The organism is Fonticella tunisiensis, assembly GCF_004364155.1.
GTDB lineage: Bacteria > Bacillota > Clostridia > Clostridiales > Caloramatoraceae > Fonticella > Fonticella tunisiensis.
On record NZ_SOAZ01000010.1, the window covers coordinates 67636 to 80002 of the forward strand.

The window sequence follows — 12367 nt, forward strand, 5'->3', positions numbered from 1 at the left end:
AATGGAATATATTCTTACCGCAGCGTATTTTGGGGGAAAAATTAGCACAATAGGTTAATTTATACTATACATAATAAATAATAATTGTATAATATATTATAGCAACAATTAAGGAGGTTAGCCATGAATCAGATAATTGAAACAATCAAAAGCCGAAGAAGTATAAGAAGATATCTTCCAGAACAAATCAAGGATGAGGAGCTGAACCTGATACTTGAAGCCGCCATATATGCTCCAAGCGGACATAACGACCAGCCCTGGCACTTTACAGTTATTCAAAACAAAGAGCTTATCGATTACATAAGCCAGAGGACAAAGGAACTCATGGTCAACGCTTCCACCGATTGGATCGCCAAGATGGGAAGCAGCGAAAAATATCATCTTTTACATAATGCACCGACAGTAATTATCGTATCAGGTGTATCGAATCCAAACCCTGAACTTCCCTATTCTCCTATAGCTGACTGCAGTGCTGCAATACAAAATATGCTTCTTGCTGCACACAGTATAGGTATAGCATCATGCTGGATTGGGCTTACAAGTTTTCTGTTTGAGAGGGAAGAAGAAGTTAAAAGGCTTAATTTAAACATACCTGAAGGATACACTCCTTTGTTTGCCGTTACACTGGGTTATTCAAGTCTATCGAAAAATCCAACCGCCCTTGAAAGAAAAAGCAGTGTCATAAACTACATAAAATAGATAAAAAAGTTCCAGATTCACTGGAACTTTTTATTGTTCTTTTAGAAATTCATTAACGATATCACACTTTAATATGTATCCAAAGTGTTCAAGAGCCCTCTGAAGGGCAAAGAGAGTATAGCTTACCCTATCTATTCTGGCATTTTCCCCCATATGCCCTATTCTTATAACCTTTCCCTCAAGATAACCGAAGGAACCGGAAATAAGCACATTATATTTATCAAGCATATAATTTCTAAGTTTTTTATCGTCTATGCCCTTCGGAACTTCAATTACTGTTACGGTATTTGAGTATCCCTGCTTTACGTACAGACTAAGACCGGCTTTCTCAACTGCTCTTCTTACAGCTTTTCCTATTCTTTTATGCCTGTCTAATATATCTTCATCCTCCAAAAGATTGTCTACAGCTGCCCTAAGACCCATTATATCACTTACAGGAGGAGTATAAGGAAACCACTTATTTTTGTAGTAGTCCTTCCATATAAGAAGATTACAGTAAAAGGATGCAATTGGCGTTCTTCTACTTTCCATTGTTTTAAAGGCATCTTCGCTGATGCTCAGGAAGGTAAGTCCAGGAGGAGCTGAAACGACCTTTTGAGAACCTCCAAGTACAATATCTATTTTCCACTCATCAACCCTTAACTCCTCTCCTCCCATTGCAGATACACTATCTACTACAGTTATTATGCCCTTTTCCTTTAGCAATGGACATATTTTGCTCACATCATTTAAAACTCCGGAAGGCGTATCGCAGTGCACAACAGTAGCATATTTAAAGTTGCTGTCCTTTTCTAAAAACCTTCTAAGTTCATCCACGTCTATTTCCTTTTGCCTGTCTCCTTTAAAGAATATAGGTTCTCCTCCATATATTTTAACTAAATCAGCAAAACCTTCTCCAAATATTCCATTATCAATGACCAACACTCTGTCGCCCACTTCCGTAAGGGATGCACATGCAGCCTCGAGTCCGAGTATTCCCTCTCCACTTAATATTCTCACTTCATTCTTTGTTTTAAGAAATTTCCCTATCCTCTCACAGGTATCGCGGTAATAATCATAAAACTGAAGGTCTAGATCGGGATTCGTTGTTTCCATTGCTCTTGCCATTCTTACATTTTCCCTAACTTGGGTAGGTCCGGGAGTCATGACATATGGTATCTTCATATCAGCACCTCCATTGTTTCGATACATTATATAATACATTTAATTTTTATTATTATAACTCCTTAATTTCATTTTTTCTACATCGAACTTACATAGAATTGCTAATTAAACTTTCTTTCACTGCTCTGTGAGTTTTCTAATCTTTCCATTATTCCCCTCTTAACTAATCTTGAATATTTGTATTTCAACGCATTAACAAAAACAGTATAACTGCATAAAACAATCAGGTTAATAAAAATAAACCTGCGAAATAATGACACAGGTTTATTCATTTACTGCATCTTTTCAAGATAAACCTCATGATCACAGTCCTTGCCGTTCAAAATAAAATCTATGAGTTTCGATGCTTCTTCTTTGGTCAATAAATCTATATCCCTTTTTAACAAATACTTATGTTTCCTTATAAGGTATGACAAAAATGCCCTTTGTTTTGGAGTTATCTTCCTGTTGTAGTCTCTGTATTCAATATTATTAAACACCTTAACGATATCCGGAAGGTTATAGACATCTTCAAAATTATGGAGGAGTATTTTTTCCTTAATGGTACTGTCTCCTGTTCTAAGATATTGATAGTATAGATTTATGCTTTCCCCTCCATCTATCGTATCATTCCTTCTGATATTAAGGTATTTTTCAACACTTTTAAGGCTGCAGCTTGTAAGTCCTAAAATTTGCTTATTGGGCCTTATATGGCAAATTAAGTCAAGATGTTCATGCATTATGGAATATCCGATTGAATACTTTTCAATTCTTTTATTCACAAATGGTACGTCGAAATTCTTACCATTATACGTAACAACCATGTCAAATCTTTCTAATACCTTTATGAAATCCTTTAATATCAATTCCTCTTCATCTAGTCTATCTGCAAAAAACTGTTCAACTATATATTTGTTATTCTCTACATAGGATGCACCCAAAAGTATGATTTTTGAAAATTCAGGATTTAACCCCGTTGTTTCAATATCAAAATAGATAATTTTCCTGTTTTCTATGTGAGGTTTCAGATTATCGGGAATACATATTTTTTTATCATAGACTTTCTTTATATGATCCAAAACAATACCTCCTGCCTTTTTTGCTAATTATATTATACAGCAAAAAAAAGAGGAGGTAAAAACAGTAGTAAAATTTTATAAAAAATTAAGGCTTATAATAAGCCTTAATTTTTTAGTCCTTCTTTGCAAATAACTTTAAAAGGTATAGAAACAGATTTATAAAATCAAGATAGAGCTGTAGAGCCCCTATGATAGAGTATTTTCCAGCAGCCTCCCCATCAAAGTAATATACATTATAATGTACACTCTTGATTTTCTGCATATCATAGGCTGTAAGGGCGCTGAATAAAAGAACTCCAACAAGGGATATCATATAGTCTAAACCTGCACTTCCTACAAATATATTAATAACGCTTGCTGCGATTATTCCTATGAGCATAAGCATAAGGAAATGTCCAAAGGCTGACAGGTCCTTTTTAATTGATATCCCTATAAAACCTGCTCCAAGAAACATCACAGCAGCCGTGATGAAGGCTGAATAAATGTTTGGCAGATCATATGCAAGGAAAATAACGCTTAGTGTTAAGCCGTTTAGCACAGCATAAACATAAAAGCCAAGCCTTGCGCCTGAAAGGCTCATTTTGTCTATTCTGTTGGTTAGATATATAACAAGCCCGATTTCCATAAGGGCAAGAACAAACATGAGTGGTGAACCTGCTATACCTATAGCCAAATAATAGTTTGATGCAGTCAGATATGCAGTTAAAAATGTTATAAGAAGCCCTACTCCCATGTGAGTCATGACCTTTGATATGAAATCGGTCCTGCTTCTTTCATATACCCTCTCCATAAATCCTACCTCCTTACAATTTTTACTTAATTATAGTACTGTTTTTAAGGATTTTCAACCCTACTTCCCCTTTACATATGCCTTTACTATTTCCCCAAAGTAAAGAACATGATAATCCCCTTTCGAGTAGCATTTATCCTTGATACTTTGTTCAAGAGCACTTTCATCCATTGGCTGCTTGTAAACTATTTTGCATTCTATATGTAGGTCACAATCCTCTATAACAGGTGAATTAACGTTTTCACCTTCCTTAAGCGAAAGACCGCACTCCTTAAATTTATCGATATCCCTTCCTGATTTTGTACCGCATATTCCAAGCTCCTTCTTAAGCTGTCCGCTAAGTGGAAAACTTACGGTGTAATCAAGGGCCTTATCAATCAAATCATAAGTATATCTTGAATACCTTACCATAGATATAAATACCGGTCTGTTCCACATATACCCGAGTGCTCCCCATGCTATTGTCATGGTATTTACCCTGTCACCCTCTTTAACCGTTAAAAATGCCCCCTTTTGAAGCTGTTCTAAAAGTTCCTTTGAAAGTTCAGTGAAATTTATTTCCTTATACATAACCCACCTCCAAAAGTATCATTATATTAATTATACTACATAAATTAAACTTAATAATTCACCATGCTAAAAATTAACAAAATATTATTTATCTTTATCATATGTACTGCATCAAATATTTATTAACTTAACTCGTTGTGCTACTCTGAAAAGTCCATTGGAATAAAGGTAGATAATATCTATAGACCGACGCTGCGATAAAAAATATATTTCATTCACCAGTGCGCTTGGCAAAGAAGTTCTAAGGCTTGGAATTTAAAAAACCAAACCCCTTTGAAGCCTGCTTTATACCTAAAACAAAGGGCTACCTCACGATAGCCCTTTATAACATATTTAATATTTCACCTGCAAGTCTGTATCCTCTTTCAAACATGTCCTTGCAGTATTTCCTTTCAAACATTAAAGTCTCCCCTGGCTCAACATGCCTGTCAGGCTCAATAACTATGATATCATCCTTTGAATAGTAATCATATATGTATTCAGGAACCTCATATCCATCTTTAAGTGCTATTATGACTATTTTGTTTACTCTGTCATCTATAAAGGGTGAAACCAAATTATTGTTTAAAATACCTCCATCTAGTCTATAGCCGTCATATACGCCATTTTCAACATCCTCTTTAAAATATTGAAACACCCTCTGGCTATCAAACTTCATAGTCACAGCTTCTTTCCCATAATTTTCTCCTTCAGGAACCCTTAAGGGAAGGAGGGAACTGTATCCAACAAACCTTAAAGCATCTTCCTTATCCATGTTTTTAATATCGACTACTTTCTCAGTCAACCTGCGGCCATTCACTTCAACATAGTTTATATACACGCTTTTCAGATAATCGTTATGTCCATTAAGTCTTGAAAGTTCCTCAAGCAATTTAGAATTATCTATTACTTTATCTATCTTCCCTTGATATCTCGTACTATCCATGTTAAGCCATATATATTCCATTTCTTTAGTCGAATCTTTAAGTATAAAATATGCATTAACAGCTCCTATTGACGTACCTGTCAAAATATAAGGTTTAACTCCATTTTCCAAGAGCCTTTTCAATGCTCCACCCTGAAATGCCCCTTTAGCTCCTCCACCGGGAAGGCATATTCCAAGCCTCACATTACCTCACCTCGTCAGTATAACTAAATTGAAAATTTCCTTATTTAATTATACCCCATCACAGTATTAAATGGAAGAAAAATTAGTCTATTGTATTAATTCAGCCTTTTCAATCGCTTCAATAGAAAATATATTATTAACTTCTATATATAATGTACATTTTATTGCCCCCAAGTGTAATGATTTATAGAAACTCTATTATTAAATAATCGTCATAAAAATCAAAACCCAATGCTTTATACGCTCTCACTGCCGGAGTATTGTTTTTCCTTACCATGAGAGTAGGTACCTTCCCCCTTGCAACTATTCTTCTGCACAGTTCTGAAACGATTGCCTTGCAGTAGCCCTTACTCCTTTCCTCCTCAAGGGTAAATACTCCACCTATCTGGTTTATTTTAGATGTATAGGCCTGAATATTTGCCTGCGCAACTATCCTTCCATTTTTTATTAAAAATATAAAATCTTCCTCCTTTCCTCTTTGCGTCAACTGCTTAATTGCCATTTCCCTGTCCATTTCTCTTCCGAAGCCATTTTTGTTAGCAGTTATTATAAACTCCACTACCTTGTCTATATCGTAGTCTAAAGCGTCTTTAAAAACAGCCCCCTCGACGTAAAAGGGCTTGAATCTTTTATTTATAAAATAACTGTCATCTGAACAGGTATGAATTATCTTATAATCTTTTATTCTTTCATATAATGGTTTTACAATCCTCTCCATACCTAGAAGAGTCTCAAATCTCCTTTCCTTCATTATCTTTGAGAAGGCATCCACTGCACCCTCCGATTCATAGTGGGGTATACAGCTTCCAAGATTATAAAAGGGAAGTACTCCCTTCAACTTTCCATCTTCAAAATAACCATAATAGTCTCCGCATCTTCTCTTTTCATTATCATTTTCCAGGCCAAATTCAGTTACATTTCCAATCAAAAAAGTAGTTTCAATGTGATTTCTCTCCAGATATTCCATAACCTTTTCCCTATCATCATCATTTAAAATCCTCATCATAATAATCCCCCCAAAATATAAACAACCCCACGAAGCCACTTATAAGTGACTCCGCAGGGTTTTCTGCGTGTAGGTTTTCCCCTGTGCCGCTCGGTTTACCTTAGGCACACTCACTTTGTAAATATATATTACCATATGCTAGATAATATGTCAATATATGTTCAAAGAACTATAATCCCAAAGTTTTTCTAACACGAATGTGTTATTATATTTACTTTCAAATCAAAACATTGTAAATTGAAATAAGGGAGGTTTGGAAATGAACAGAAAATTATTAGGAATTTTATTAGCTCTAGCCATTTTCGCATCTTCATTAGCTGGTTTTTCAAAGAATATTTTTAGGCAGTATAACGAATCTATCCAAAAGACAGCTTCAGCCCAGAAGATGAATCAATCCATTGATTTCGAACTTAAAATGGACTCATCTGGTCTTAACCTGCCCTCCGACGAGCAGCAAATACTTAAGCTTTATGGAAGCTCAATCAAAGGTTCAATAACAAGCAAATACGATGCTGACAAAAAATTAGGTTCCTTTGAAGGGAATGTAGGACTAAGCGAAATAATCTTTAATTTTAAAGGCTTCTTTAAGGAGGACAAGCTAATTTTACAATTACCGGTGCTTCCAAAATATTTAGTAATCGATATAAAAGAACTCAATAAGGAAAAGGAAGGGAATGCATTAAAGGTCCAAAATGATTTTCAAAGGAAACTTTTAAACCAATGGAACAGCGTAGTAACTAAAGATAAAATTAAAAAAACTGGAGATAAAAAACTTTCCATTGGTGGTGAGAACGTTGACACAACAGAGTTTGAACTCAATCTAACAGATGGAGATGTTAAAAAGCTCATAACAGGATTATTAGATGCCATGTTAAAGGATGAAAAGTTTAAGAAGATGATCGTTGAATCAATTAAGGAGGAAAATCCTCAAGGAAATGTTTCTGATGCTGATATTCAAAAAGAAATAGACAATACCGTTAGTGAGTTTGAATCAGTGCTTAAGGATGTTGTCATTGAAAATGCAAAGTACACTGGGAATATTGACAAAAATTCGTACCTTGTTCAGGAAAATTATGAGTTTATATTAAGTGCTAATGTCCCTGATGCAGGGAAATTAAAGGAATCTATAAAATTTACTGTAAAAAGATGGAGTATTGGAAAGGATGTTACAGTGGAATTACCCAAGCTTACAAAGGAAAACAGCATGAGTCTTCAGGAACTTATAGAAAACTCCGATTCAGTTTTGGGAGATTATCAAAATCAATAGTTTTTTTAAAGCTTACAGACCTATGTCTTATAGGAATGTAAGCTTTTTTATCAATAACTGCAGGTTTTTACCTTCAACATGGCAATACTAATTTTAAAGCGATTTTACTTTTTGCAGTATAAAATATATGTTAAAATCCACTTATATGAAATAACTTTCCTCAGGAGTGATAATATGTTAACATCATGGATTATTAAAACCTTTATACCTAAAAATATAAACAATAAAAGAAGGGCCTATGGTTATCTTGGAGGTATCGTAGGTATTACTGTTAATATACTTTTATTCATATCAAAGCTTCTCACAGGCATAATTTTAAACAGTATTGCCATAACGGCAGATGCCTTTAACAATCTATCTGACGTTGGTTCATCTGTAATAACGATAATAGGTTTTAAAATTGCAGATAAACCTGCTGATAAGGACCATCCCTTTGGACATGGCAGGGGGGAATATATTGCAGGGCTTATAATTTCCTTCATGGTGCTTCTGGTTGGCTTTCAGTTTATAAAAAGCTCCTACGGCAGGATTGTAAATCCCGTTAGACTATCATTTGATTTGGTCTCCTTTCTCATTCTATTACTTTCAATCATAGCCAAAGCATGGCTTGGAACCTTTAACAGGCGCCTTGCAAAGGAAATTTCCTCAGGAGCACTTAATGCTTCCTCCTTTGACAGCTTTAGCGATGTCATTGTAACCTCAACCGTTGCTTCTTCCCTTTTGATTTCAAGGTTTACCACCTTCCCTGTAGATGGTTACATTGGACTTGTTGTATCAGCATTTATATTATACGCAGGATACAATCTTGTTAAGGAAACCATAAGCCCACTTCTTGGAGAAGCTCCCGATCCTGAGCTTATAAATGCGATACTGGACTCATTCAAAGAGTATAAAGAAATAATCGGAACGCATGAGCTAATTGTTCACAGTTATGGAACCGGAAAGTATATCGCAACTATTCATGCTGAAATACCCTCAAGCATTCCTGTTCTTGAAGCCCATGAGATAATAGATAAGGCAGAAAACAAGATATCTAAAAAACTCGGAATACTTCTTATCATACATATGGATCCTGTTAATACCGATGATGGTGAAATTGAAAAAACCCGCAGCGAAATTGAAGAAATACTTAAGGAATTTCCTGAAGTAATATCCTTTCATGATTTTAGATTTGTTGGCCAAAACAACTACAAAAACATACTCTTTGACATTGTAGTTTCTAACAAAATAAGACCTGAAATGGAAAAGGATTATGTTAATTCAATTAAAAGAAGAATAAAGGAAAAATATCCTGATTACAATGCCATAATAGGACTTGACAGAGATTATCTGCAAATTTAAATATTCTGCAAACCATTAGCAAAACCAAAATATGAATTTGAAAATTTAAACTGAGTTTGGTAAAATATAACGAAGTGATTATTCCATGAATTTCAGGGAGGTTTTTATATGTCAGTTGTTGATATATTGATGGAGAGGGGCTTCATTGAGCAATTTACACATGAAGAGGAAATTAAAGAACTCCTAGAAAAGGAAAAGGTAACCTTTTATATAGGCTTTGACCCTACTGCAGACAGCCTTCACGTAGGCCACTTCGTTACACTTATGGCTATGGCCCACATGCAGAGGGCAGGACACAGGCCAATTGCCCTTATAGGCGGAGGAACTGCTATGATTGGCGACCCGAGTGGCAAAACTGATATGAGAAAAATGCTTACAAGGGAAGAAATTGAACACAACGCCAGGTCCTTTAAAAAACAAATGGAAAAACTTATAGACTTTTCAGATGGAAAGGCTATCATGGTCAATAACGCAGACTGGCTGTTAAACCTTAATTACGTGGATTTTTTAAGGGATATTGGAGTACATTTTTCAGTAAACAGAATGCTCACAGCTGAGTGCTTTAAACTAAGGCTCGAAAGGGGATTGTCATTTCTTGAGTTTAATTATATGCTCATGCAGGGATACGATTTCCTTGAACTTAACAGGAGATATGGCTGTGTCCTTCAGATTGGAGGAAATGATCAGTGGTCGAATATACTTGCAGGAGCTGACCTCATAAGAAGAAAGGAAGGCAAACCTGCATATGGCTTAACCCTTACCCTTCTTACAACCAGCGAAGGAAAGAAGATGGGCAAAACGGAAAAGGGTGCCGTATGGCTTGATCCCGAAAAGACATCTCCCTATGACTTCTATCAATACTGGAGAAACGTTGATGATTCGGATGTTGAAAGATGCCTTGCCCTTCTAACCTTCCTCCCAATGGATGAGGTAAGAAGGCTTGGAGCTCTTAAGGATAAGGAGATAAACGAGGCTAAAAAGGTTCTTGCATACGAAGTAACAAAACTCGTACATGGAGAAACTGAAGCAAAGAAAGCTGCTGAAGCCGCCGAAGCTCTTTTTGGAGGCGGAGGAAATTTAGAAAACGTTCCAACCTCATCAATTCCTTCAGGCCTTTTAGGTTCAAAAATACTTGATGTTTTAATTGAAGCAAATGTCATACCTTCAAAGAGCGAAGGAAGAAGGCTTATACAGCAGGGCGGGCTTTATATAAATAACGAGAAGATAACCGACATAGATACTGAAGTTACGGAAAGCTTCTTTAAAGAAGGTATGATGCTTGTTAGAAAGGGCAAGAAAAACTATCATAAGATAATAATCGAATAAAAAAAACCTGCCAGATAATCATTATCTGGCAGGTTTTTTATTCTCTATCCGTCTATTTACCCTCAAAGTATTTAATTAAATTATGCTCTATTACAGCATCAGAATATTTTAAATACGTGTATACCAGTTCAAAATCCTTTATATAGTCATTCTTGTTTAGTTCTTTTCCAGTATTTATATCGTATACTTTATCGGTGCTTTTTAAATATACAACGTTGTCATGTATCCAGTTTCCCTCCCTCACCATTGAAAAGCCGCTGTTTGAATTTAACAGATCACGCCCTAGGGCATATTTTGCGTCTACCCCAAACAGGTTTGCAAGGGTTGGATACAGGTCCATTTGTCCTGCAATCATTGAATTATGCCCCTTGAACTCCTCTCCTGGAAAATGCATCATCATAACCACCTTCTGAGCATTAAACCATTCCAGTGGGGTTAAATCCTCTTTATTATATAACAGCTTTGCGAGTTGATCGCGCTTTTCAAAGGGAATTGCAGAGTGGTCGCCATAGAACACCACTACTGAGTTGTTCCACAGCCCTGACGCCTTAAGTGCATCAACAAATTCTCCAATTGCTTCATCCGTATATTTAACAGCCTTTAAATAATCCCCCATTGTTGTTCCTTCAAATTCTCCTACATTTAATATATCCTTGATTTTATTATTTTCATCCTTATATGGGAAATGGCTGGACAGGGTTATCATAAAGGTATAAAAGGGCTGCTTATATTCCTTAATCTTTTCAACGGACTGCCTGAAGAAAGATTTATCGCTAAGCCCAAGGCCCTGAATATCATCCTTTACATAGTTGTTTTCATTTACAAAACTATCAAATCCAAGGCTTTTGTACATATTAGCCCTATTCCAGAAACCGGGCCTGTTAGCATGCATTACTGATGTATAATATCCCTGATTCTTAAGTTCTGATATCAACGAATCATATGTGTTGCCGGCATACTGATAATATACGGAACCTTCCCTGGCAGGAAGAAGGGATACATTGGATAAAAACTCTGCATCGGAAGTTCCTCCCCAGGCTGTCTGATAAAAATAATTATCAAATACCAGACTTTCTTTGGAAAGCTTATTAAGGTTTGGGGTTATTTCCTGTCCATTTATACTTCTATTAAGTACAAATCCCTGAAAGGCCTCAAGCTGAACCACAATCAGATTTTTACCCTTCATCATACCACTGTAATTTTTAGCTGTTACACTATTTCTATTATTAAACCATTCTTTAATCATCCGCTTATCACTATCTGACAGCTTTTCTGCATTTAATACTCTATCCGTAATATACCTGTAAAAATCATATATATGGAAATTAATGCCCCCTATTTTACTTACAACATATTTTTTGTCATACATGGTCTTCAAAATATCAGGCTGGTCCCTATTCAGTGCTTTAACGCTGCTGTATGACAACGTATACCCTGCAGCTATGAAGATCATCATCATAGCAAATCTTTTTTTCCACCCGGAAGTTTTTATCACACCAATCCTGTTTCTTAAGATAAAATACAGAGGAATAAAGATAATGATATCAATAATATATTTTAAATCTTCCAAATGTAAAAGGGCCTTTACACTATCCTTAACTTCTCCGGTAATTTTAGCCTGGTAAATTAATGCAACCGATGTAACGTCCATGAAATATCGGTTATAAACCACATCTATTAATACCAGCAGGCTTATTAATATATCCAGAATTATAAACGCCTTATACCTTGATTTACCATTAAAAAGTAAAAGTAAAGCACCTGCCACAAATACCGAACCCATAATCCCCTCAACGAGCGTTTTATCGGCGTTCTGCATTAGGTTTAACGAGTAATTTAGACTTATAACCTTTAAAAATATTATTGCCATAAATAGCAATACATCAAATTCCATTAAAAAGGCTTTAATTTTCCTATACATACTAAACACTTCCTTAGAATCTTTATTTCATATGGTAGTATATTACTGTCAGATAGAACAGTCAAACCTACTAAATTATGTTTTATAAAAGGTTAAAAGTTTATTCACATAATGATA

The 12367-nt window shown here is 35.4% G+C and carries 11 protein-coding genes; 4 read left to right on the forward strand and 7 right to left on the reverse strand.

Going from position 1 to position 12367, the window contains the following annotated elements; translation table 11 throughout:
- Positions 1-123: 123 nt before the first annotated feature.
- The gene (locus tag EDD71_RS07535; RefSeq protein WP_133628134.1) at positions 124-699 is read left to right on the forward strand and encodes a nitroreductase family protein; all 576 of its coding nucleotides are present in this window, start codon (positions 124-126) and stop codon (positions 697-699) included.
- A gap of 30 nt (positions 700-729) precedes the next feature.
- Here the strand turns inward: EDD71_RS07535 and EDD71_RS07540 are convergent, their stop codons facing one another.
- The 6 genes from EDD71_RS07540 to EDD71_RS07565 all read right to left on the reverse strand — a co-directional run bounded on the left by EDD71_RS07540 (position 730) and on the right by EDD71_RS07565 (position 6395).
- Positions 730-1863 (reverse strand): pyridoxal-phosphate-dependent aminotransferase family protein, encoded by a 1134-nt coding sequence (locus tag EDD71_RS07540; RefSeq protein ID WP_133628135.1) that lies wholly within the window; start codon positions 1861-1863, stop codon positions 730-732.
- 272 nt (positions 1864-2135) lie between these two features.
- Positions 2136-2921 (reverse strand): ribonuclease H-like domain-containing protein, encoded by a 786-nt coding sequence (locus EDD71_RS07545; RefSeq protein ID WP_166636389.1) that lies wholly within the window; start codon positions 2919-2921, stop codon positions 2136-2138.
- 112 nt (positions 2922-3033) lie between these two features.
- Positions 3034-3711 (reverse strand): Bax inhibitor-1/YccA family protein, encoded by a 678-nt coding sequence (locus tag EDD71_RS07550; protein ID WP_133628137.1) that lies wholly within the window; start codon positions 3709-3711, stop codon positions 3034-3036.
- Between the two features lie 60 nt (positions 3712-3771).
- Positions 3772-4281 carry a flavin reductase family protein gene (locus EDD71_RS07555; RefSeq protein ID WP_133628138.1) on the reverse strand — a complete coding sequence of 170 codons (510 nt, stop codon included), beginning with the start codon at positions 4279-4281 and terminating at the stop codon, positions 3772-3774.
- A 322-nt stretch (positions 4282-4603) separates the two neighbouring features.
- The gene (locus EDD71_RS07560; RefSeq protein WP_133628139.1) at positions 4604-5389 is read right to left on the reverse strand and encodes a patatin-like phospholipase family protein; all 786 of its coding nucleotides are present in this window, start codon (positions 5387-5389) and stop codon (positions 4604-4606) included.
- Positions 5390-5573: 184 nt separating this feature from the next.
- Positions 5574-6395, reverse strand: a complete 822-nt coding sequence (locus tag EDD71_RS07565) for a GNAT family N-acetyltransferase (protein ID WP_133628140.1) — start codon at positions 6393-6395, stop codon at positions 5574-5576.
- A 259-nt stretch (positions 6396-6654) separates the two neighbouring features.
- On the opposite strand from EDD71_RS07565, the gene EDD71_RS07570 reads away from it, so the two are divergent.
- The 3 genes from EDD71_RS07570 to tyrS all read left to right on the forward strand — a co-directional run bounded on the left by EDD71_RS07570 (position 6655) and on the right by tyrS (position 10329).
- On the forward strand, positions 6655-7662 hold the full coding sequence (locus EDD71_RS07570; protein ID WP_133628141.1) for a hypothetical protein: 1008 nt from the start codon (positions 6655-6657) through the stop codon (positions 7660-7662).
- Between the two features lie 174 nt (positions 7663-7836).
- On the forward strand, positions 7837-9003 hold the full coding sequence (locus EDD71_RS07575) for a cation diffusion facilitator family transporter (RefSeq protein WP_133628142.1): 1167 nt from the start codon (positions 7837-7839) through the stop codon (positions 9001-9003).
- A gap of 108 nt (positions 9004-9111) precedes the next feature.
- Positions 9112-10329, forward strand: a complete 1218-nt coding sequence (gene tyrS, locus EDD71_RS07580) for a tyrosine--tRNA ligase (protein WP_133628143.1) — start codon at positions 9112-9114, stop codon at positions 10327-10329.
- Positions 10330-10381: 52 nt separating this feature from the next.
- On the opposite strand, the gene EDD71_RS07585 is transcribed toward tyrS, so the two are convergent.
- The gene (locus tag EDD71_RS07585; RefSeq protein ID WP_133628144.1) at positions 10382-12250 is read right to left on the reverse strand and encodes an LTA synthase family protein; all 1869 of its coding nucleotides are present in this window, start codon (positions 12248-12250) and stop codon (positions 10382-10384) included.
- Positions 12251-12367: the final 117 nt, after the last annotated feature.

What these genes read in the sequence shown, in the direction of transcription:
- EDD71_RS07535 (WP_133628134.1), top strand. Translation starts at nt 124, where the DNA reads ATGAATCAGATAATTGAAACAATCAAAAGCCGAAGAAGTATAAGAAGA.
- EDD71_RS07540 (WP_133628135.1), bottom strand. Translation starts at nt 1,863, where the DNA reads ATGAAGATACCATATGTCATGACTCCCGGACCTACCCAAGTTAGGGAA.
- EDD71_RS07550 (WP_133628137.1), bottom strand. Translation starts at nt 3,711, where the DNA reads ATGGAGAGGGTATATGAAAGAAGCAGGACCGATTTCATATCAAAGGTC.
- EDD71_RS07555 (WP_133628138.1), bottom strand. Translation starts at nt 4,281, where the DNA reads ATGTATAAGGAAATAAATTTCACTGAACTTTCAAAGGAACTTTTAGAA.
- EDD71_RS07565 (WP_133628140.1), bottom strand. Translation starts at nt 6,395, where the DNA reads ATGATGAGGATTTTAAATGATGATGATAGGGAAAAGGTTATGGAATAT.
- EDD71_RS07570 (WP_133628141.1), top strand. Translation starts at nt 6,655, where the DNA reads ATGAACAGAAAATTATTAGGAATTTTATTAGCTCTAGCCATTTTCGCA.
- EDD71_RS07575 (WP_133628142.1), top strand. Translation starts at nt 7,837, where the DNA reads ATGTTAACATCATGGATTATTAAAACCTTTATACCTAAAAATATAAAC.
- tyrS (WP_133628143.1), top strand. Translation starts at nt 9,112, where the DNA reads ATGTCAGTTGTTGATATATTGATGGAGAGGGGCTTCATTGAGCAATTT.
- EDD71_RS07585 (WP_133628144.1), bottom strand. Translation starts at nt 12,250, where the DNA reads ATGTATAGGAAAATTAAAGCCTTTTTAATGGAATTTGATGTATTGCTA.